The sequence below is a fragment of the Streptomyces sp. NPDC001933 genome (assembly GCF_042890955.1).
Lineage (GTDB): Bacteria > Actinomycetota > Actinomycetes > Streptomycetales > Streptomycetaceae > Streptomyces.
Map to the genome: position 1 here is coordinate 991,025 of NZ_JBIASS010000001.1, position 22,010 is coordinate 1,013,034.

Sequence of the window (22,010 nt, forward strand, 5' to 3'; positions counted from 1 at the left end):
CAGTCGCGCCCCAACGGGGGACAGGCGAAGGATGGCCACAACGTGAACGCGGCCGACGATGCCGGGTAACGGGCCGGATTCCCTCTCGATAAAATGCAGCTCTTCTGTTTGTTTGCCGGGACTCGCGCCTTAGGGTCACCCCGAACCCGGGCTTCCGCGAAGGGCGTACGAGCATGCAGGGCACGATCGACGGTTTCAGCTACGGAGCGGTGACGCCCGTCGCGGCCTTCCTCATGGCCTGCCTCGGCGCGGCCCTCGGCCTGCGCTGTACGAACCGTTCGCTGCGTACCGAGCGCACCTTCAAGGCCGGCTGGCTGGCTCTCGGCGCGACCTCCATCGGCTCCGGCATCTGGACGATGCACTTCATCGCGATGATGGGCTTCTCCGTGGAAGGGGTGGCCATCGGCTACGACATGCCGATCACCTTCGCCAGCCTCGCGGTCGCCGTCGGCATGGTCGGCGTCGGCATCTTCATCGTCGGCTACCGGGGCGCCACCAGAATGGCCCTGGTGACGGGCGGGACGATCACCGGGCTGGGCGTGGCCACCATGCACTACCTGGGCATGGCCGGAATGCGTCTCGACGGACAGTTCGAGTACGAAACGGTCACCGTGGCCCTCTCCGTCGTCATCGCCGTGGTGGCCGCGACGACCGCGCTCTGGGCGGCCGTCTCCGTCCACGGATTCCTGCCCAGCCTCGGCGCCAGCGTCGTCATGGGCGTCGCGGTGAGCGGCATGCACTACACGGGCATGGCCGCGCTCAACGTCCATCTGCACCCCGACGCCGTCGCGGGCGACGGGTCGAGCGCACCGCTCGTGCCGCTGCTGATCGGGCCCGCCTGCTTCCTGATCCTGGCCGCGGTGGTCGTGATGTTCGATCCGCTGATGGTGATGGGCACCCCGGACTGGAACGACCCCGGGGGCCCGGGCGGGGCCGCCCGGAAGCCCGGAATCCCGGCCCAGCGGCAGGTGCCGCGGTTCGGTACGCACGCCGACCCGGCGTCCTTCCACTCCCGGCCGCGCGACCCCGCGCCACCGGGAGAATGGTGAGACCGGCCCCGCGCATCGGCTGACCCGGCCCGGTTGTCAGTGGCGGGTCGTACGGTGGTTCCATGCGGCCCGTTTCGAAGATCGAACGTTCGGTGGCGCCTTTCGAGGTCGTCAGTCCCTACCAGCCCAGCGGCGACCAGCCCGCGGCCATCGCCGAGCTGGAGCGGCGCATCCGCGTCGGCGAGAAGGACGTCGTCCTGCTCGGCGCGACCGGCACCGGTAAATCGGCGACCACCGCGTGGATGATCGAGAAGCTGCAGCGCCCCACGCTCGTGATGGCACCGAACAAGACGCTCGCCGCACAGCTGGCGAACGAATTCCGCGAGCTGCTGCCCAACAACGCCGTCGAGTACTTCGTCTCGTACTACGACTACTACCAGCCCGAGGCGTACGTACCGCAGTCGGACACCTACATCGAGAAGGACTCCTCGATCAACGAGGAGGTCGAGCGGCTGCGCCACTCCGCGACGAACTCGCTGCTCACCCGCCGCGATGTCGTCGTGGTCGCCTCCGTCTCCTGCATCTACGGCCTCGGCACGCCCCAGGAGTACGTGGACCGGATGGTCCAGCTCAAGGTCGGTGACGAGATCGACCGGGACCAGTTGCTGCGCCGCTTCGTCGAGATCCAGTACACCCGCAACGACCTCGCCTTCACCCGGGGCACCTTCCGGGTCCGCGGCGACACCATCGAGATCTTCCCGGTCTACGAGGAGCTCGCCGTCCGCATCGAGATGTTCGGCGACGAGATCGAGGCGCTCTCCACCCTCCACCCGCTCACCGGCGAGGTGATCAGCGAGGACCAGTCCCTCCACGTCTTCCCCGCCAGCCACTACGTCGCGGGCCCCGAGCGCATGGAGAAGGCGGTCAACGGCATCGAACAGGAGCTGGAGCAGCGCCTTGCCGAGCTGGAGAAGCAGGGCAAGATGCTGGAGGCCCAGCGGCTGCGGATGCGCACCACGTACGACATCGAGATGCTCCGGCAGATCGGCACCTGCTCCGGCGTCGAGAACTACTCGATGCACTTCGACGGCCGCTCGCCCGGCACCGCTCCCAACACCCTCCTCGACTACTTCCCCGATGACTTCCTCCTCGTCCTCGACGAGTCGCATGTCACCGTGCCGCAGATCGGCGCGATGTACGAGGGCGACGCCTCCCGCAAGCGCACCCTCGTCGACCACGGCTTCCGGCTCCCCTCCGCGCTCGACAACCGCCCGCTGAAGTGGGAGGAGTTCCTGAGCCGGATCGACCAGACCGTCTATCTCTCCGCCACCCCCGGGAAGTACGAGCTGTCCCGGGGCGACGGTTTCGTGGAGCAGATCATCCGCCCCACCGGCCTCGTCGACCCGGAAGTGGTCGTCAAGCCCACCGAGGGCCAGATCGACGACCTGGTGCACGAGATCCGCACACGCGCCGAGAAGGACGAGCGGGTCCTGGTCACCACCCTCACCAAGAAGATGGCCGAGGACCTCACCGACTACTTCCTGGAGCTCGGCATCCAGGTCCGCTATCTGCACAGCGACGTCGACACGCTGCGCCGCATCGAGCTGCTGCGCGAGCTGCGCTCCGGCGAGTACGACGTACTGGTCGGCATCAACCTCCTGCGCGAGGGCCTCGACCTGCCCGAGGTGTCGCTCGTCGCCATCCTCGACGCGGACAAGCAGGGCTTCCTCCGCTCGGGAACGTCCCTGATCCAGACCATCGGGCGCGCCGCCCGGAACGTCTCCGGACAGGTCCATATGTACGCGGACAAGATCACCCCGGCGATGGCGCAGGCCATCGACGAGACCAACCGCCGCCGCGAGAAGCAGATCGCCTACAACACCGAGCGCGGTCTCGACCCGCAGCCGCTGCGGAAGAAGATCAACGACATCGTCGCGACGATCGCCCGCGAGGAGGTCGACACCGAGCAGCTGCTCGGCACCGGCTACCGCCAGGCGAAGGGCGCCAAGGCCCCCGTTCCCGCGCTGGGCATCAAGACGACCGGCTCCAAGAAGGCCAAGGGCGGCGGCGAAACGGTCACCGACCGGCCCGCCACCGAGCTCGCCGGGATCATCGAGGAGATGACCGAACGGATGCGGGCGGCTGCCGCGGACCTCCAGTTCGAGGTGGCCGCGCGACTGCGTGACGAGGTCGGGGAGTTGAAGAAGGAGCTGCGCCAGATGCGGGAAGCGGGCCTCGCCTGAGCCCGCAGTACCTGGTGTGTTGCAGGACCGACACAAAACGGCCCTGAGCGGTCGCGCCACCGGCGTAACTGCGTAGGGTGCTGGGAAACCGCGCACGGATGGTTGCGGGGAAAGCGGAGAGGGGACAGCGCGTGACGGTCAATATGACCAAGGGTCAGGCCATCAACCTGCAGAAGAGCGACGGGGGGACCCTGACCGCGGTGCGGATGGGGCTCGGCTGGCAGGCGGCGCCGCGCCGGGGTCTGTTCGGTTCACGTACACGGGAGATCGACCTCGACGCGTCGGCGGTGCTCTTCGCCGACAAGCAGCCGGTCGACGTGGTCTTCTTCCGTCACCTCGTCAGTGACGACGGCTCGGTCAAGCACACCGGGGACAACCTGGTCGGCGGCGCCGGTTCCGGCGGCGACGACGAGGCGATCCTCGTCGACCTGCAGCGGGTGCCGGTCCACATCGACCAGATCGTCTTCACGGTGAACTCCTTCACCGGCCAGACGTTCCAGGAGGTGCAGAACGCCTTCTGCCGCATCGTCGACGAGACCAACGGCCAGGAGCTCGCCCGCTACACGCTGGACGGCGGCGGGCAGTACACCGCCCAGATCATGGCGAAGGTGCACCGCTCGGGGAACGGGTGGCAGATGACCGCCCTCGGCAACCCCGCCAACGGCCGCACCTTCCAGGACCTGATGCCGGCGATCCTGCCGCACCTGTAGGCAGGGGACCGATCCGCGAGGGCACTCCCGGATCGGTGCGCATCGGTACCCGCAGCTCCCGGAGGCATCGGCCGCCGGGAGCTGCACCGCATCGCGCCGCACCGCACACGGCGCGCAACGCACAACACACAGCAGCGAATTCGTCGAGGGGACAGGGCAATGACGGCCGAGCTGGTCCGGGGGCAGAACCACACCTTGCCCCAGACCCGTCTGGAGATCCGGGTATCGGCCGGCACGCCCGTCGTGGCCGGTGCCACGCTCGGCGACGAGAACGGCACGGTGCGCGGCACCGAATGGATCGCCCATCCGGGGTCGCCGCAGCTCCCCGGGCTCGAAGTGTCCAGGCAGGCCGCCGCCGACCACCGGCTGGCCGTGGACCTGGACGCCCTGCCCGCCCAGGTCCACCGGGTCACCGTGCTGCTGGCCCTGCCGACCGGCGTCGGCGGGCCGGTCCGGTTCGGCGCGGTCGCCTCCCCGTTCGTCGCCGTCACCGGGCTCGACGGCACCGAGATCGCCACCTTCACGCTCACCGGCCTGGACACCGAGTCCGCGGTCGCGGCCCTGGAGCTCTACCGCCGACAGGGTGCCTGGAAGGTACGCGCCGTCGGCCAGGGCTACGCGGGCGGCCTCGACGCCATGCTCGCCGACCAGGGCCTGCTCCGGGCCGCCGAGCTGGCCCGCTCCATCCAGGACGCGGTCACCCGGGCGATGGCCCGCTCGGTCGCCCCGCCCCCGCCGCGCACCCCGGACGCCGACAGGGTCGCACCCGGCGCAGGCGCACCCGGCCCCGTGCCGCCCCCGGACGGCCGCCGCCCCGCCCCCCAGCCGCCCGAACCACTCGCGGAGCCCGCCGCCGCGCCGCCCACCGCCACGACGGGCGGGCCCATCAACTACGCGCACCCGCGCCGCCAGTCGACCGCACCCCCGCCGCCCCCTCCCACCGCGCCGCCCGCCGAGCCGGGCCGCCCCGCACAGCCCGTCGCCGGGGACGCGACCGGCTGGTCCATGGACGAGCGCCTCTACAACCAGATCTGGGGCATGTTCGAGGACCTGGCCCGCACCACCGCCGCCTATCGCAGCGCCGTCGACTTCGCCGAGTCCCGCATGGACCAGGAGCTCGACCGCACCCTGTCCGACCCGCGCAGCCGGATCGGCGGCGCGGGGGACCGGGCCCGCGAGCAGGCCCGCGCCAAGCGCGACGAGCTGACCGCACGGGCCCGCGAGGCCCTCGACCGCGACCTCGCCCAGCTCGCCGCCGAGTCCGCCGTGGTGGAACCCGCGCTGCCCGCTGCGTTCGCGGGCTGGGACAACCCCGTCTGGCACGCCTACCGCGTCCCGATGGAGATCCCCATGGCGCTGCGCATCGGCGACCTCCATCTGCCCGAGAACCCCGGCCTGCACATCCCGCTGCTGGTCCGGCTGCCGCTGGAGCGCGGGATGTGGATAGACAGCGGCCGCACGACGTCCGATGCCGCGGCCCTGATGGACAGCGCCCGGCTGCGCACCCTCGCCATGGAGAGCGCGGTCGCGCACGCGGCCCGGCTGCTGGCCGTCTACCCGGCCGACGAGTTCTCGGTCCATGTCATCGACCCCGCGGGCTCGGCCGCCGGGGCGCTCGCACCGCTGGTCCGGTCCGGGGCGCTCGCCGGGCCGCCCGCCTCCGGGGCGGGGGGAGTGTCCTCGGTCCTCGCCCGTCTCACCCGCCGCGTCGATCTGGTGCAGATGGCGATCCGGGCCGGCGCCGCCGACTCGCTCCCGCCGGACCTGGACACCGGCGAGCAGCTGCTGATCGTCAATGACTTCCCGCACGGCTTCGACGACCGCGCCGTCACCCAGCTGCGCTACCTCGCCGACGAGGGGCCCTCGGTCGGCGTCCATCTGATGATGGTCGCGGACCGGGAGGACGCCAGCGCGTACGGGCCGGTGCTCGACCCGCTGTGGCGTTCGCTGCTGCGCGTCACCCCGGTCGCCGACGACCACCTGGCCGACCCCTGGGTGGGGCACGCCTGGACGTACGAGCCGCCCCGGATGCCGCCGGGCAGCCGGGTCCTGGAAGAGGTGCTCGCCAAGGTGGCGGCGGCCCGCCGCCCCCGGCGTCCCTGAGGGGCCGGGCAACCGGCACCGCGCTCACACGGTGCCGGGCAGACCAGTATCGAGCTCGCACCCCCTGACCAGCGCTTTTGAAAGATCTTTACCCTCTCCTTTACCTTTCCTTGGTATTCCCTGTACTGTTCTTTGAGCGGAGGGGAGTACTCCCATACGCGGCGTACCCGTCAATACGGACCGTGACCGGTCCCGGGGCGCCGGCCCGTGCGCGCACCCCGCGTGCCCGGGTGGAAGAGACCTCCGGCAGCGACGACGCTGATCAGTAGCCGTAGCGAACTGCCGGAGGCGCAGTGGACGTTTCATGGACCCTCTGGGTGCTGACCATTCTTGGTCTGTCAGCCCTTATCGCCGTCGACTTCTTCATCGGGCGCAAGCCCCATGACGTGACGACCAAGGAAGCCGGAATCTGGACGATCGTCTGGATCGCGCTGGCCGCCCTCTTCGGGCTCGGCCTGCTGGTCTTCGGTGAGAGCCAGGCCTCGGGCGAGTTCTTCGCCGGCTTCATCACCGAGAAGTCGCTGAGTGTCGACAACCTCTTCGTCTTCGTCCTGATCATGGCGAAGTTCTCGGTGCCCTCGTACCTCCAGCAGCGGGTGCTGCTGGTCGGTGTGCTGATCGCGCTGGTGCTGCGGGCGATCTTCATCGCCGCCGGTGCCGCCGTGATCGCCAACTTCTCGTGGGTCTTCTACATCTTCGGCGCGTTCCTGATCTACACCGCCTGGAAGCTCATCCAGGAGGCGCGGGCCGGCGAGGAAGAGGAGGAGTTCGAGGAGAACCGCCTCCTCAAGACGATCGAGCGCCGCTTCGGGGTGGCCGACCGCTACCACGGCACCAAGCTCTTCATCCGGAACAACGGCAAGCGCGTCCTGACCCCGCTGATGGTCGTCATGCTCGCCATCGGCACCACCGATGTGCTGTTCGCCCTGGACTCCATCCCCGCGATCTTCGGTCTGACCCAGGACCCGTACATCGTCTTCACCGCCAACGCCTTCGCCCTGATGGGGCTGCGGCAGCTGTACTTCCTGATCGGCGGGCTGCTGAAGAAGCTGGTCCACCTCAGCTACGGACTCTCGGTCATCCTCGGCTTCATCGGGGTGAAGCTGGTGCTGCACGCACTGCACGAGTCCGGGGTGCACGTCCCCGAGATCTCCATCCCGGTCTCGCTCGGCGTCATCTGCGGCGTGCTGGTGATCACCACGATCACCAGCCTCATCGCCAGCAAGAAGCAGACCCTGGCGGAGTCCGGCGAACCCGCCGACAAGGTGCCGGGCGCAGACAAGGGCGCGGGCATCGACGCCTGACCGTGCCGGACGGCCCGGCGGGGCCGTCCGGCACGGACGGGAACCGGCACCGGCCGGGGCGGGCAACGGCAAGTTGCCCGCCCCGGCCGGGGTTGTCACGGGGAGGTCCGGCCCGTGGCCGCCGTCTTCACCAGCCGCGGGCGCGCCACTGCGGCAGCTGCGGACGCTCGTCGCCGAGCGTGGTGTCGTGGCCGTGGCCCGGATAGACCCAGGTCTCGTCGGGCAGCTGGTCGAAGAGCTTGGTCTCCACGTCGTGGAGCAGGCTCGCGAAGGCCTCGGGGTCCTTGTGCGTATTGCCGACCCCGCCCGGGAAGAGGCAGTCCCCGGTGAACAGGTGCGGGGCGCCGTGCGGGTCGTCGTAGACCAGCGCGATGGAGCCCGGGGTGTGTCCCACGAGGTGCCGGGCGGTCAGGGAGACCTCACCCACACGGACCGTGCCGCCGTCGTCGACGAGGACATCGGTCGGGACCGGGATGCCCTCGGCGTCGTACCGACCCGCGTAGGTGCGTGCTCCGGTGGCCGCCACCACCTCGCCCAGTGCCTGCCAGTGGTCGCCGTGCCGATGGGTGGTGACGACGGACGCGATGCCGTCGTCACCGATCAGCCGCAGCAGCGTCCCGGCCTCGGCGGCCGCGTCGATCAGCAGCTGCTCGCCGGTGGCCCGGCAGCGCAGCAGATAGGCGTTGTTGTTCATCGGGCCGACGGCGACCTTGGAGATCATCAGATCCGTCAGCTCGTGCACATCCGCACGCCCGCCGACCTTGACCGCTCCGCTGTACGTCATACGTCTCAGCCTATAGCGGGGGCAGGACAGGGAGCGGGCCGCCTTCGACGGTCAGCACCGAGCCGTCCCGGCGCCCGCTGAGCCAGCCGAGCAGCTCGGGCGCCGTGCCGCGGACCGTGACCGGGCCGCCCTCCGCGCCGCCGCCGGTCGTCCGCACCGGGCCCCCGTCGGCGGTCATCCTCGTGGACACGACATCGGGGTGCCCGTCGAACCGCTCGGCGAGGAAGTCGATCTCGCGGGAGACGAAATCCTCAGGCAGGTCCTCCAGCTCGTAGCCGACGCCCAGGTCGACATGGTGCAGCTCGACCTCGACCCGGCGGCGGAACGGGATGCGGGAGGCGGAGTCCGTCACGCCGTTGCGCAGGGTGACCGTGCGGGACCAGTCGGCCGGGACCGCGGCGGCGGCCCCGAGGCGGTCCGCGCTCCCGGCCAGGTCGGCCAGCTGCTCGGCCGGCGGCCGGGGCGCGTCGCGCTCGATGTCGCGGTCGCGGGTTTCGCTGTCTGCGTACATGGGACGGCCCTGGAGAACATTTACGAGCGCGTCGGCGTTACGAGAGAGGTGCGCAAGAACATGGCCCCGGCTCCAGCCCGGCAATCGCGACGGTTGGGCGAGCGCGGCAGCGTCCAGTTTCCCGGTGGCGCTGAGCAGTCGATCGGTTGCTTCACGTACGGCGTCCAGGTCGCGCGCATGATCAATCATGAGGCCGAGCCTAGCCTCACCACTCGTTCGGGTGAAGGAGCCCATGGCTGTCCGTAAATCGAATGTGCGTGCTATACGCTCGGAGTCGAAAGCTTCGTACACCGCTGTGGCGCCCCCCATACCCTGGGACAGGGGCTCAGTTCCCCCATTTCTCTCCAGAAAGGTGCGGACCGGCGTGGCCGACCGTCTCATCGTCCGTGGCGCTCGCGAGCACAACCTCAAGAACGTCTCGCTCGACCTCCCGCGCGACTCCCTCATCGTCTTCACCGGGCTCTCCGGGTCGGGCAAGTCGTCCCTCGCGTTCGACACGATCTTCGCCGAGGGCCAGCGGCGCTACGTGGAGTCCCTCTCCTCGTACGCCCGCCAGTTCCTAGGTCAGATGGACAAGCCGGACGTCGACTTCATCGAAGGCCTCTCGCCCGCCGTCTCCATCGACCAGAAGTCGACCTCGCGCAATCCGCGCTCGACGGTCGGCACCATCACCGAGGTCTACGACTACCTCCGGCTGCTCTTCGCCCGGATCGGCAAGCCGCACTGCCCGGAGTGCCGCCGCCCCATCTCCCGCCAGTCGCCGCAGGCGATCGTCGACAAGGTGCTCGGCCTGCCCGAGGGCAGCCGCTTCCAGGTGCTGTCGCCGCTGGTGCGCGAGCGCAAGGGCGAGTTCGTCGACCTCTTCGCCGATCTGCAGACCAAGGGCTACAGCAGGGCCCGGGTCGACGGCGAGACCATCCAGCTCTCCGAGCCGCCCAAGCTGAAGAAGCAGGAGAAGCACACCATCGAGGTGGTCATCGACCGCCTCACGGTGAAGGACAGCGCCAAGCGCCGGCTGACCGACTCGGTCGAGACCGCGCTCGGGCTCTCCGGCGGCATGGTCGTGCTCGACTTCGTCGACCTCCCCGAGGACGACCCCGAGCGTGAGCGGATGTACTCCGAGCACCTCTACTGCCCGTACGACGACCTCTCCTTCGAGGAGCTCGAACCGCGCTCCTTCTCCTTCAACTCGCCCTTCGGCGCCTGCCCGGACTGCACGGGTATCGGTACGCGGATGGAGGTCGACCCGGAGCTGATCGTCCCGGACGAGGAGAGGTCGCTCGACGAGGGCGCGATCCACCCCTGGTCGCACGGCCACACCAAGGAGTACTTCGGCCGGCAGATCAACGCCCTCGCCGACGCCCTCGGATTCCGTACGGACATCCCCTGGGCCGGGCTGCCGCAGCGCGCCAGGAAGGCCCTGCTCCACGGCCACAAGATCCAGACCGAGGTCCGCTACCGCAACCGCTACGGGCGGGAGCGCGCGTACACCACCCCCGCCTTCGAGGGCGCGGTGCAGTTCGTCAAGCGGCGGCACTCCGACGCCGAGAGCGACTCCAGCAGGGAGCGCTTTGAGGGCTACATGCGCGAGGTGCCCTGCCCGACCTGTGAGGGCACCAGGCTCAAGCCGATCGTCCTCGCGGTGACGGTGATGGAGAGGTCCATCGCCGAGGTCGCCGCCATGTCGATCAGCGAATGCGCCGAGTTCCTCGGCCGGATGAAGCTCAACGCCCGCGACAAGAAGATCGCCGAGCGGGTGCTGAAGGAGGTCAACGAGCGGCTGAAGTTCCTCGTCGACGTCGGCCTCGACTACCTCTCCCTCAACCGCGCGGCCGGCACCCTGTCCGGCGGCGAGGCCCAGCGCATCCGCCTCGCCACCCAGATCGGCTCCGGCCTGGTCGGCGTGCTGTACGTGCTGGACGAGCCCTCCATCGGCCTGCACCAGCGGGACAACCACAGGCTGATCGAGACCCTGGTCCGGCTCCGTGACATGGGCAACACACTCATCGTCGTCGAGCACGACGAGGACACCATCAAGGTCGCCGACTGGGTCGTCGACATCGGCCCCGGCGCCGGTGAGCACGGCGGCAAGGTGGTCCACTCCGGATCGCTCAAGGAGCTGCTGGCCAACGGCGAGTCGATCACCGGTCAGTATCTGACCGGCAAGAAGCAGATCCCGATGCCCGACGTCCGGCGCCCCGTCGACCCGCAGCGCAGGCTCACGGTGCACGGAGCCCGGGAGAACAACCTCCAGGACATCGACGTCTCCTTCCCGCTCGGCCTGCTCACGGCCGTCACGGGCGTCTCGGGTTCGGGGAAGTCGACGCTGGTCAACGACATCCTCTACACCCACCTGGCGCGCGAGCTGAACGGCGCCAAGTCGGTCCCCGGCCGGCACACCCGGGTCGACGGCGACGACCTGGTCGACAAGGTGGTGCACGTCGACCAGTCGCCCATCGGCCGCACGCCCCGGTCCAACCCGGCCACGTACACCGGCGTCTTCGACCATGTCCGCAAGCTGTTCGCGGAGACGATGGAGGCGAAGGTGCGCGGCTATCTGCCGGGCCGCTTCTCCTTCAACGTCAAGGGCGGCCGCTGCGAGAACTGCTCCGGCGACGGCACCATCAAGATCGAGATGAACTTCCTGCCGGACGTGTACGTCCCGTGCGAGGTCTGCCACGGAGCGCGCTACAACCGGGAGACCCTGGAGGTCCACTACAAGGGCAAGTCCATCGCCGAGGTGCTGGACATGCCGATCGAGGAGGGCCTGGAGTTCTTCGAGGCCGTCCCGACGATCGCCCGTCATCTGCGCACGCTCAACGAGGTGGGCCTCGGATACGTGCGGCTCGGCCAGTCCGCGCCGACGCTCTCCGGCGGTGAGGCGCAGCGCGTGAAGCTCGCCAGCGAGCTGCAGAAGCGCTCCACCGGCCGTACGGTCTACGTCCTGGACGAGCCGACCACGGGTCTGCACTTCGAGGACATCAGCAAGCTCATCAAGGTGCTCTCCGGGCTGGTCGACAAGGGCAACTCGGTGATCGTCATCGAGCACAACCTCGATGTGATCAAGACCGCTGACTGGGTCATCGACATGGGCCCCGAAGGGGGCAGCGGCGGCGGTCTGGTCATCGCCGAGGGCACTCCGGAGGAGGTCGCCGGGGTCCCGGCCAGCCACACCGGCAAGTTCCTCCAGGGCATCCTGGACCCGGAGCGGGTGAGCGAGGCCGCGGTGCCCGCGGCCCGCAAGCCGATGCGGAAGGCGGCCGCGAAGAAGGCGGTCGCCGCGAAGTCGGCCCCGGCCAGGAAGACGGCCACGGCCCGGACGAGCACGGACGGGATCGCGAAGAAGCCCGCGGCGAAGAAGGCGACCCGCGCGAGCAAGGCCTGACGCCTCCGGCGGAACAGGGCGAGGCGGCTCCCGGATCCCCGGGGGCCGCCTCGCCCTGTCGACTGCCTCGCCCTGTTCGCCTCCAAGGCCTGTTCACCGCCACAGCCGGGCCGCTGACCAGGGACGATCGGCCTCGGGCGGCCCGGCCGCAGAGCCGTCCGTCTCCGCCGGTATCGTCGCTTCTGTCACCGATGGCTTCGACAGCTGTGATGCCCGCGGTACTCCTGGTACCCGCGGCGCTTCAGTCGCGCCCGGTGCCCATCCACCCCTACAACCAGTGGAGACCGCATGTCCGGCCAGCCCGCCGCCCGCCGTACCGTGCTGAAGGGTGCCGCTCTCGCCGGCGCCGCCGGGCTGGGAGTGGCCGCCTGCTCGACCGAGTCGAAGCTCGGCCACGCCGAGACGCCGACGCCGACCGCTCCCGTCGAGCTCGGCACGCCGGACGAGATTCCGGTCGGCGGATCCAAGCTTTTCCGCAACGAGCGGGTCATCGTGAACTGCCCGGCCAAGGGCCAGTACAAGGCGTTCAGCGCCCAGTGCACCCACGCGGGCTGCCTGCTGGACAAGGTCGAGGACAACGTGGGGACGTGCCCCTGCCACGGCAGCCACTTCGACACGACGACCGGCAAGGCGATGCGCGGTCCGGCGACCGCGCCGCTGCCCGCCGTCCCGGTCAGGGTCGAGGGCGGAAAGCTGGTCGCGGGCCCCGACGCCTGACACCGGCAGGGAAGGCAGCGGTCGGAGAGACAACGGCCGGGAAGGCACCGGCCGGGAGATACCGGTCAGGGAGACAGCGGCCGGAGACGGGCTCACTCCCAGTCCCAGTCGATGCCGACCAGACCGGGCCGTACCCCCTGCTCCACCAGGTGAACGGTCCGGTGCCTGCCGGTCAGCGTGAGGTCCGTGCGGGCGCCGCGCGGCGCCCCCGCCGAGACCTGGGCGAAGCGCCGGCACCGTACCGGCAGCGCGGCCTCGTCGAAGGCCACCTGGAGCACGTACTGCCCGCCGCCGAAGCTGAACCCCCGCACGTACTCGCCGCTCGGCCCTCCCGTGCCGTCGCCGAAGCCGTAGTCGAAGAGGTAGGTGTCGCCCGCCCTCAGCCGGGTGTCGAAGAGCAGCTCCGCGACGAGCACCCCGGTCCCGCGGTCCCAGCGGACCCGCCCCGTCCGGCAGTTCTCCCCGGCCGTCACCGCCACCCGCGCCGGATCGCAGCCCGGATCGCCCCGGTGGACGGCGAGGTAGCGGTCGATGTCGTCCCGGTGGGCACGCACCACATGCTGCGAATCGCGCCGCCGCAGCTCCCGGCCGGGACCGATCCGTACCCGCTCGTGATGGCCCACCGTGTGCAGTCCGCCGTCCACCGGCGACCCCATGTCGGCGAGCAGCCGCTCCACGGCGCCGGACGACTCCATCAGGGAACGGTACGAACGCGCGGCCGGACGGTCGGCCTCCGGGCGCGCGTTCCCGCTTCCCAGCAGCCGGAGCAGCGAGTTGCCCGGCAGCTCCAGCACTTCCTCCAGCGCCTTCACGGCCCGCAGTGACTCGGCGCGCTGGGGGCGCCTGGCCCCCTGCTGCCAGTAACTCAGGCTCGTCACCCCGACCTTGACCCCGCGGTGCGCGAGATGGTGCTGCACCCGCTGGAGCGGCAGCCCGCGTACCGAGAGCGCGGTGCGCAGGGCCAGATGGAACGGGCCGGTGTGCAGCACCTGTGCCAGTTCGGCCTCGGTGTGCCGCATGAGGTCCTCCAGGTGAACGTTCACGACGCGGGGCGGGGGAACGCGTCGGCGGGGGCGGTGCCGCAGGTGGCCGGGGCAGGGCCGTTCACGTATCCGCCACGCCGTTCACACCGCGATGTTCCCCCGCATTGAAGCGTGTTGACCCGTCCCCGACAACGGTTGATGCTCCTCGGGCAGCGTCCGGACGCGCTCCTGTGATCCCACACCCCCCGCCTCGGGAGGAACGTCATGCGTATCCGAAGAATCCGAACAGGACGGCTCCCGGCCCTGGCCGCCCTGGCCGCCGTGCTCCTCGCCGTGCCGACGGCGACCGCCTCGGCGGCCCCGGCCCCGGCCCCGGCCACAACCACGACCGGCCCGGCCGTCACCGGGCTCGCCGCGACAAAGCGGCTGAACATCACCATGCAGGCCCAGCAGAAGACCAACTGGTGCTGGGCGGCATCCGGCAACACCATCGCCACCTGGTTCGGCCGCAACTACTCGCAGAACCAGTTCTGCAACGCCGCCTTCGGCCGTGCGCAGGGCTACGAGTGCCCCAACTCGCAGGCCACGCTGGGCAATGTCCAGGACGGCCTGTACTGGGCCGGCGTCAACCCCGGTTCGTACGTCACCGGCTGGCTGCGCTATCCCACCGTCCAGGCCGAGATCGCCGCGGGCCGCCCCGTGGAGACCCGCATCCAGTGGTCGTCGGGCGGTGGCCACATGCACGTCCTGTACGGGTACGACGACTCCGGCAGCTGGGTCTACTGGGGCGATCCCTGGCCCTCCAGCAACCGCTACAACTGGGCCTCGCACGCCTGGTACGTGAACAACGACGAGTTCTCCTGGACCCACTCCCTCTACCGGATCGGGGCGTGAGGAGATGATCCGCAGGACCGCACGTACCGCCCGGTCCACGGCCGCCGCCCTGGCCGCGACCGGCATCCTGACCGGCGCCGCCCTGCTCACCGTCGCGGCCCCCGGGGCGGCCGCCGCCACCGGCCCCACCGCCGGCCCGTCCGCCCTGGCGGCTGCCCGGCAGGCCGCCACCGAACCCGCGGCCCTGGACACCCTGGCCCGGTTCTTCGCCCGCGAGGGCGCGGTCACCAGGTCCGCGGCGGCACCGCGCATCGAGGGCGCCGCCGTCCCCGTGCACACCCTCGATCCGGACTTCGTGGCCGGGAAGCCGGGCGCGTCCGTCGCCAGGCTGGACTACCTCGCCACCACGGCCGTCTCCTCGGACGGCCGGAAGGCGTCCCTGTGGACCCTTCCGAAGGAAGGGAAGGAGGGCGGCTGGCAGGTGGTGAACATCGCCACCGGCGACGACGAGACGAGGTACGCGGCCGCCGGCGCCCGCAAACTCCCCGGCGGGACGGTGTTCCGTGAGCCGCAGGTGGACGCCTGGTACGTCCAGAAGGGGACGAAAGTGCTCCCGCTGGACCAGGACGCGGTCCGCGCGGTCGGTGCCCGCGGCACCACACTGGCCGCCTACCGCACCCGGGTACGGGAGGCGTACGGCGACAAGCTCCCCGGCTCCGGATACGCCCGCTCCGGCAAGGCGGGCGGCTACTCCCCGCCGGCCGCCCCCGCCCACGACGGCCCGGAGCGCCGGACGGTCGCGGCGAGCACGGCGTCCGGCACCGCTCCGGCCGCCGCCTCGGCCGCCGCCGGAGCGGGCGCCCTCGTGGTGCTCGGCCTCGGCGGGCTCACCGTCCTGCGCAACCGCCGCCACCGGGAGAACCCGTGACCGGCAGCCGTACCCACTGACCCGTGCTCCGGGGCGCGCTCCCGCGATCCGCGCCCCGGAGCACGGCACCACTTCCGGGCAGCCGGACTGTCACTGCCCGCAAGTAGGGTGGGACACATGGCAGACCCCTCCAGCTACCGCCCCAAGCCGGGACAGATCCCCGACTCCCCGGGGGTCTACAAATTCCGCGACGAACACCGCCGGGTGATCTACGTCGGAAAGGCCAAGAACCTGCGCCAGCGCCTGGCCAACTACTTCCAGGACCTGGCCGCGCTCCACCCGCGTACGCGCACGATGGTCACCACGGCCGCCTCGGTGGAATGGACGGTCGTCTCCACGGAGGTCGAGGCCCTCCAGCTGGAGTACTCCTGGATCAAGGAGTTCGACCCGCGGTTCAACGTCAAGTACCGCGACGACAAGAGCTATCCGTACCTCGCGGTCACGCTCGACGAGGAGTTCCCGCGCGTCCAGGTGATGCGCGGCGCCAAGAAGAAGGGCGTGCGCTACTTCGGTCCGTACGGGCACGCCTGGGCGATCCGCGAGACGGTCGACCTCATGCTCCGGGTCTTCCCGGTGCGTACGTGCTCCGCCGGAGTCTTCAAGAACGCCGCCAGGACCGGCCGTCCGTGCCTCCTCGGCTACATCGGCAAGTGCTCCGCCCCCTGCGTCGGCCGCGTCACCCCCGAGGAACACCGCGAACTGGCCGACGACTTCTGCGACTTCATGGCAGGCCGGACCGGTACGTACATCCGCCGCCTGGAGAAGGACATGATGGCGGCGGCCGAGGAGATGGAGTACGAGCGGGCGGCCCGGCTCCGCGACGACGTGGAGGCCCTCAAGCGGGCCATGGAGAAGAGCGCCGTCGTGCTGGCCGACGCCACCGACGCCGACCTGATCGCGGTCGCCGAGGACGAGCTCGAAGCCGCCGTCCAGATCTTCCATGTGCGCGGCGGCCGGGTGCGCGGCCAGCGCGGCTGGGTCACCGACAAGGTCGAGAACGTCGACACCTCGGGCCTGGTCGAGCACGCCCTCCAGCAGCTGTACGGCGAGGAGACGGGCGACTCGGTCCCCAAGGAGGTCCTCGTCCCGGCCCTGCCCGAGGACCCGGACGCGGTCTCCCAGTGGCTCGCCGGCCGCCGGGGCTCCCAGGTCAGCCTGCGCATCCCGCAGCGCGGCGACAAGAAGGACCTGATGGCGACGGTCCAGCGCAACGCCCAGCAGGCCCTGGGGCTGCACAAGACCAAGCGCGCCTCCGACCTGACCACCCGCTCCCGCGCCCTGGAGGAGATCGCGGAGGCGCTCGGCCTCGACACCGCCCCGCTGCGCATCGAGTGCTTCGACATCTCGCACCTCCAGGGCGACGACGTGGTCGCCTCCATGGTCGTCTTCGAGGACGGCCTCGCCCGCAAGGGCGAGTACCGCCGCTTCCAGATCAAGGGCTTCGAGGGACAGGACGACGTCCGGTCGATGCACGAGGTCATCGGCCGCCGCTTCAAGCGGTACCTCCAGGAGAAGGAACGTACGGGGGAGTGGGAGGAGACCCCCGCCCCGACCGGCCCGGTCCCCGCACCGCAGAACGGCACCACCGATCCCGGCGCCGCCTCCGGCACCACCGTTGCCGACCCGGACGCCGAACCCCGTGAGGACGACGGGCGCCCCAAGCGGTTCGCCTACCCGCCGCAGCTCGTCGTGGTCGACGGCGGCCAGCCGCAGGTCGCCGCCGCCAAGCGGGCCCTCGACGAACTGGGGATCGACGACATCGCCGTCTGCGGCCTCGCCAAGCGCCTCGAAGAGGTCTGGCTGCCCGATGACGACGACCCCGTCGTCCTGCCCCGCTCCAGCGAGGGCCTCTACCTCCTCCAGCGCGTCCGTGACGAGGCCCACCGCTTCGCGATCACGTACCAGCGAGCCAAGCGGGCCAAACGGATCCGCTCCGGCCCCCTGGACGCAGTCGCCGGTCTCGGCGAAACCCGGAAACAGGCGTTGATCAAGCATTTCGGCTCCGTGAAGAAGCTGAGGCAAGCGACAATCGACGAGATCTGCGAAGTTCCGGGGATAGGCCGCAGAACGGCGGAATCAGTGGCTGTCGCCCTCGCGTCGGCCGCCCCGGCCGCGCCCGCCGTGAACACGGCGACAGGAGAGATCATTGAAGAGGACGACGGGGGCACCACGACATGACCGAGCGTGAGAACGAGCAGGAAGCCGGGCGCGGGCAAGAAGCCGGGCACGACGGCACCGACCGAGCAGACGGAGCAGCACAAGTGAGTACGGCCACCACGAACGAGACGGGCGACGGGACCATGACCATCCCCGAGCTGGTGATCATCTCGGGGATGTCGGGCGCCGGGCGCAGCACGGCGGCCAAGTGTCTGGAGGACCTCGGCTGGTTCGTCGTCGACAACCTGCCGCCCGCACTGATCCCCACCATGGTCGAGCTCGGCGCCCGCTCGCAGGGCAACGTGGCGCGGATCGCCGTCGTCGTCGACGTCCGGGGGCGCCGCTTCTTCGACAACCTCCGCGAATCCCTCGCCGACCTGGAGACCAAGCACGTCACCCGGCGGATCGTCTTCCTGGAGTCCTCCGACGACGCCCTCGTCCGCCGCTTCGAATCGGTCCGCCGCCCGCATCCCCTCCAGGGCGACGGCCGGATCGTCGACGGCATCGCCGCCGAGCGCGACCTGCTGCGCGAGCTGCGCGGCGACGCGGACCTGGTGATCGACACCTCCAGCCTCAACGTGCATGAACTGCGCGCCAAGATGGACGCCCAGTTCGCCGGCGAGGAGGAGCCGGAGCTGCGCGCCACGGTGATGTCGTTCGGCTTCAAGTACGGCCTGCCGGTCGACGCCGACCTGGTGGTCGACTGCCGCTTCCTGCCCAACCCGCACTGGGTCCCCGAGCTGCGCCCGTTCACCGGTCTCAACGAGGAGGTCTCCGCCTACGTCTTCGACCAGCCCGGTGCCAAGGAATTCCTCAACCAGTACACGGAGCTGCTCCAGCTCATCGCCGCCGGATACCGCCGCGAGGGCAAGCGCTACGTGACGATCGCCGTCGGCTGCACGGGCGGCAAGCACCGTTCGGTCGCCATGTCCGAGAAGCTGGCGGCCCGGCTCGCGACCGAAGGCATCGAGACCGTCCTCGTCCACCGGGACATGGGGCGCGAGTGACCAGCCGCAATCTGCGCCTGCGGCGGCTGCGCAGAGCCACCTCCGCGCTGCCCGGCCGCAAGCGCGGCGCACAGCCCAAGGTCGTCGCCCTCGGCGGCGGCATGGGGCTGTCCGCGTCGCTCGCCTCGCTCCGCCGGATCACCGGCGATCTCACCGCCGTGGTGACGGTCGCCGACGACGGCGGCTCCAGCGGCCGGCTCCGCGAGGAGCTCGGCGTGCTGCCGCCCGGCGACCTACGCAAGGCGCTCGCCGCCCTGTGCGGTGACGACGACTGGGGCCAGACCTGGGCCCGGGTGATCCAGCACCGCTTCCAGTCCAAGGGCGACCTGCACGAGCACGCGGTCGGAAATCTGCTGATCGTCGCCCTCTGGGAGCAGCTCGGCGACCATGTCCAGGCCCTCGACCTGGTCGGCAGGCTCCTCGGGGCGCACGGCCGGGTGCTCCCCATGTCCGCCGTTCCGCTGGAGCTCCAGGCGCTGGTCCGGGGTCACGACCCGGCCCGCCCGGACGACGTGGACACCGTGCGCGGACAGGCCACCGTGGCGCTCACCCCCGGCGAGGTGCAGTCCGTGCACCTCGTCCCGAACGATCCGCCCGCCGTCCCCGAGGCCGTCGCCGCGGTCCTCGACGCCGACTGGGTGGTGCTCGGCCCGGGGTCCTGGTTCTCCTCGGTGATCCCGCACCTGCTCGTCCCCGAACTGCTCGACGCGCTCGTCGAGACCAAGGCCCGCAAGGTCCTCTCGCTCAACCTGGCACCGCAACCCGGTGAAACTGATGGCTTCTCCCCGCAGCGTCATTTGGAGGTTTTGGGACGACACGCCCCTAAACTCGCCCTGGACGTGGTGCTGGCCGACGAAGCCGCTGTGCCCGATCGTGAGTCCCTCGCCGATGCCGCCAAGCGGCTCGGCGCCGCGGTCGAGCTGGCGCCGGTGGCCTCACCCGACGGCGTTCCGATCCATGATCCGGAGCTGTTGGCCGCCGCGTACGACCGTATTTTTCGGATGCATGGAAGGATCGGCCCATGGCGATGACGCCCGCGGTGAAGGACGAAATCTCTCGGCTTCCCGTGACCCGGACCTGCTGCAGGAAGGCAGAAGTCTCGGCGATTCTTCGGTTCGCGGGTGGGCTGCACCTGGTGAGCGGCCGGATCGTGATCGAGGCCGAGCTGGACACCGGGAACGCGGCGCGCCGGCTGAAGCGGGACATTCTCGAAATCTTCGGGCACAGCTCGGAGCTGATCGTGATGGCGCCCGGAGGTCTGCGGCGCAGCTCGCGCTTCGTCGTGCGGGTGGTGGCGGGCGGCGACCAGCTGGCCCGCCAGACCGGCCTGGTGGACGGCAGGGGCCGCCCCATCCGTGGGCTGCCCCCACAGGTGGTCTCGGGGGCGACCTGTGACGCCGAGGCCGCCTGGCGCGGGGCCTTCCTGGCCCATGGCTCGCTCACCGAGCCGGGCCGCTCCTCCTCGCTGGAGGTGACCTGCCCGGGCCCGGAGGCGGCGCTCGCGCTGGTCGGCGCGGCCCGCAGGCTCTCCATCGCGGCCAAGGCCCGCGAGGTGCGCGGGGTGGACCGGGTCGTCGTGCGCGACGGCGACGCGATCGGCGCGCTGCTCACCCGGCTCGGCGCCCATGACGCGGTGCTGGCCTGGGAGGAGCGGCGGATGCGCCGCGAGGTCCGCGCCACGGCCAACCGGCTCGCCAACTTCGACGACGCCAACCTGCGCCGTTCGGCGCGGGCCGCGGTCGCCGCGGGTGCCCGGGTGGGACGCGCGCTGGAGATCCTGGGCGAGGAGGTGCCCGAGCACCTGGCGGCGGCCGGGCGGCTGCGCATGGAGCACAAGCAGGCGTCCCTGGAGGAGCTGGGCGCGCTCGCCGACCCGCCGCTGACCAAGGACGCGGTCGCCGGCCGGATCCGCCGACTGCTGGCGATGGCCGACAAGCGGGCCCAGGACCTGGGCATCCCGGGCACCGAATCCACCCTCAGCGAGGAGCTCGCCGACGGCCTGGTGGGCTGACCCGCCGAGGCCGCCGGAGCTGCCCCTGGCCGACCCGCCGAAGCCGCGGAATCCGGCCGGATTCCGGACTCCCGGGGCTCCTCGGGACGCTGACGCTCCGTAATCGGCACAGCATGTGCGGCCGGGTATCCGGAGGCCCGTACTCCTACCGAGGAGTACGGGCCTCGGCGCTTCTCACGGCCGTGCTCGATGTCACCCCGGGGGCCTCGGAGAGGTAGGGTCAAAGGCGGTCGGGGACATCTCATACAACTCGCCGGGGTGAAAACCCCGCGTACCTAACGAGGAGATCGGTTCGTGACGATCCGCGTAGGCATCAACGGCTTCGGTCGCATCGGCCGCAACTACTTCCGCGCACTGCTGGAGCAGGGTGCGGACATCGAGATCGTGGCTGTCAACGACCTGGGTGACACCGCGACCACCGCCCACCTGCTGAAGTACGACACCATCCTGGGTCGTCTGAAGGCAGAGGTCAGCCACACCGCCGACACCATCACCGTCGATGGTCACACGATCAAGGTTCTCTCCGAGCGCAACCCGGCCGACATCCCCTGGGGTGAGCTGGGCGTCGACATCGTCATCGAGTCGACCGGCATCTTCACGAAGAAGGCCGATGCCGAGAAGCACATCGCGGGCGGCGCCAAGAAGGTCCTCATCTCGGCTCCGGCCAAGGGCGAGGACATCACCATCGTGATGGGCGTCAACCAGGACCAGTACGACGCGGCCAGCCACCACGTCATCTCCAACGCGTCCTGCACGACCAACTGTGTCGCGCCGATGGCCAAGGTTCTCGACGAGAACTTCGGCATCGTCAAGGGCCTCATGACGACGGTCCACGCGTACACCAACGACCAGCGCATCCTGGACTTCCCGCACTCGGACCTGCGCCGCGCCCGCGCCGCCGCCGAGAACATCATCCCGACCACCACCGGTGCCGCCAAGGCGACCGCCCTGGTGCTCCCGCAGCTGAAGGGCAAGCTGGACGGCATCGCCATGCGCGTCCCGGTCCCGACCGGCTCGGCCACCGACCTGGTCGTCGAGCTCCAGCGCGAGGTCACCAAGGACGAGATCAACGCCGCGTTCAAGAAGGCTGCCGACGACGGCGACCTCAAGGGCATCCTGTACTACACCGAGGACCCGATCGTGTCGTCGGACATCGTCGGCGACCCGGCGTCCTGCACCTTCGACTCCTCGCTGACCATGGTTCAGGAGGGCAAGTCGGTGAAGATCCTCGGCTGGTACGACAACGAGTGGGGTTACTCCAACCGCCTCGTCGACCTGACCGTCTTCGTCGGCAGCCAGCTCTGACCGTCGAACCGGCAGGCACCAAGATGTGAGCACGGGGCT

General features: G+C 70.4%; 17 protein-coding genes. 14 read left to right on the plus strand and 3 right to left on the minus strand.

The window, feature by feature from the left end:
* Positions 1 to 173: 173 nt before the first annotated feature.
* From ACFYY7_RS04420 to ACFYY7_RS04440, 5 genes are all read left to right on the plus strand, one after another.
* A complete protein-coding gene (locus ACFYY7_RS04420) occupies positions 174 to 1,049 on the plus strand; it encodes an MHYT domain-containing protein (protein ID WP_388656827.1) in 876 nt (291 codons plus the stop codon).
* A gap of 62 nt (positions 1,050 to 1,111) precedes the next feature.
* The gene (uvrB, locus tag ACFYY7_RS04425) at positions 1,112 to 3,232 is read left to right on the plus strand and encodes an excinuclease ABC subunit UvrB (RefSeq protein WP_388656830.1); all 2,121 of its coding nucleotides are present in this window, start codon (positions 1,112 to 1,114) and stop codon (positions 3,230 to 3,232) included.
* Between the two features lie 131 nt (positions 3,233 to 3,363).
* Positions 3,364 to 3,942, plus strand: coding sequence for a TerD family protein (locus tag ACFYY7_RS04430; RefSeq protein WP_388656832.1), 579 nt, complete (start codon positions 3,364 to 3,366; stop codon positions 3,940 to 3,942).
* 159 nt (positions 3,943 to 4,101) lie between these two features.
* The gene (locus tag ACFYY7_RS04435) at positions 4,102 to 6,045 is read left to right on the plus strand and encodes a TerD family protein (RefSeq protein ID WP_388656835.1); all 1,944 of its coding nucleotides are present in this window, start codon (positions 4,102 to 4,104) and stop codon (positions 6,043 to 6,045) included.
* Between the two features lie 293 nt (positions 6,046 to 6,338).
* Positions 6,339 to 7,349, plus strand: a complete 1,011-nt coding sequence (locus ACFYY7_RS04440; RefSeq protein ID WP_388656837.1) for a TerC family protein — start codon at positions 6,339 to 6,341, stop codon at positions 7,347 to 7,349.
* A gap of 127 nt (positions 7,350 to 7,476) precedes the next feature.
* Here the strand turns inward: ACFYY7_RS04440 and ACFYY7_RS04445 are convergent, their stop codons facing one another.
* Both ACFYY7_RS04445 and ACFYY7_RS04450 read right to left on the minus strand, forming a co-directional pair.
* Entirely contained in the window at positions 7,477 to 8,133 is a 657-nt protein-coding gene (locus ACFYY7_RS04445) for an MBL fold metallo-hydrolase (protein ID WP_266736516.1), read from the minus strand.
* A 10-nt stretch (positions 8,134 to 8,143) separates the two neighbouring features.
* The gene (locus ACFYY7_RS04450) at positions 8,144 to 8,833 is read right to left on the minus strand and encodes a maleylpyruvate isomerase family mycothiol-dependent enzyme (RefSeq protein WP_388656840.1); all 690 of its coding nucleotides are present in this window, start codon (positions 8,831 to 8,833) and stop codon (positions 8,144 to 8,146) included.
* Between the two features lie 175 nt (positions 8,834 to 9,008).
* On the opposite strand from ACFYY7_RS04450, the gene uvrA reads away from it, so the two are divergent.
* Positions 9,009 to 12,029, plus strand: coding sequence for an excinuclease ABC subunit UvrA (uvrA, locus tag ACFYY7_RS04455; RefSeq protein ID WP_388656843.1), 3,021 nt, complete (start codon positions 9,009 to 9,011; stop codon positions 12,027 to 12,029).
* A 288-nt stretch (positions 12,030 to 12,317) separates the two neighbouring features.
* Entirely contained in the window at positions 12,318 to 12,746 is a 429-nt protein-coding gene (locus ACFYY7_RS04460; RefSeq protein WP_388656846.1) for a Rieske (2Fe-2S) protein, read from the plus strand.
* A 92-nt stretch (positions 12,747 to 12,838) separates the two neighbouring features.
* Here the strand turns inward: ACFYY7_RS04460 and ACFYY7_RS04465 are convergent, their stop codons facing one another.
* Entirely contained in the window at positions 12,839 to 13,765 is a 927-nt protein-coding gene (locus ACFYY7_RS04465) for a hypothetical protein (RefSeq protein ID WP_388656849.1), read from the minus strand.
* 228 nt (positions 13,766 to 13,993) lie between these two features.
* Between ACFYY7_RS04465 and ACFYY7_RS04470 the strand changes: the two genes are divergently transcribed.
* The 7 genes from ACFYY7_RS04470 to gap all read left to right on the plus strand — a co-directional run bounded on the left by ACFYY7_RS04470 (position 13,994) and on the right by gap (position 21,971).
* Positions 13,994 to 14,623 carry a papain-like cysteine protease family protein gene (locus tag ACFYY7_RS04470; protein ID WP_388656852.1) on the plus strand — a complete coding sequence of 210 codons (630 nt, stop codon included), beginning with the start codon at positions 13,994 to 13,996 and terminating at the stop codon, positions 14,621 to 14,623.
* Between the two features lie 4 nt (positions 14,624 to 14,627).
* Positions 14,628 to 15,491, plus strand: a complete 864-nt coding sequence (locus ACFYY7_RS04475) for a hypothetical protein (protein ID WP_388656855.1) — start codon at positions 14,628 to 14,630, stop codon at positions 15,489 to 15,491.
* Between the two features lie 117 nt (positions 15,492 to 15,608).
* Positions 15,609 to 17,669: an excinuclease ABC subunit UvrC gene (uvrC, locus tag ACFYY7_RS04480; RefSeq protein ID WP_388656858.1), complete on the plus strand. Its 2,061-nt coding sequence runs from the start codon at positions 15,609 to 15,611 to the stop codon at positions 17,667 to 17,669.
* On the plus strand, positions 17,666 to 18,655 hold the full coding sequence (rapZ, locus tag ACFYY7_RS04485; protein WP_388656860.1) for an RNase adapter RapZ: 990 nt from the start codon (positions 17,666 to 17,668) through the stop codon (positions 18,653 to 18,655). Before uvrC ends, rapZ begins: the two co-directional genes overlap by 4 nt.
* Complete coding sequence (gene yvcK / locus ACFYY7_RS04490; RefSeq protein ID WP_266736504.1) at positions 18,652 to 19,686, plus strand: uridine diphosphate-N-acetylglucosamine-binding protein YvcK; 1,035 nt, start codon at positions 18,652 to 18,654, stop codon at positions 19,684 to 19,686. Before rapZ ends, yvcK begins: the two co-directional genes overlap by 4 nt.
* Complete coding sequence (gene whiA / locus ACFYY7_RS04495) at positions 19,677 to 20,666, plus strand: DNA-binding protein WhiA (protein ID WP_266736503.1); 990 nt, start codon at positions 19,677 to 19,679, stop codon at positions 20,664 to 20,666. The genes yvcK and whiA overlap by 10 nt, the downstream gene beginning before the upstream one ends.
* Before the next feature lie 294 nt (positions 20,667 to 20,960).
* Positions 20,961 to 21,971 carry a type I glyceraldehyde-3-phosphate dehydrogenase gene (gene gap, locus ACFYY7_RS04500; RefSeq protein WP_388656863.1) on the plus strand — a complete coding sequence of 337 codons (1,011 nt, stop codon included), beginning with the start codon at positions 20,961 to 20,963 and terminating at the stop codon, positions 21,969 to 21,971.
* The last annotated feature ends 39 nt before the right edge of the window (positions 21,972 to 22,010 follow it).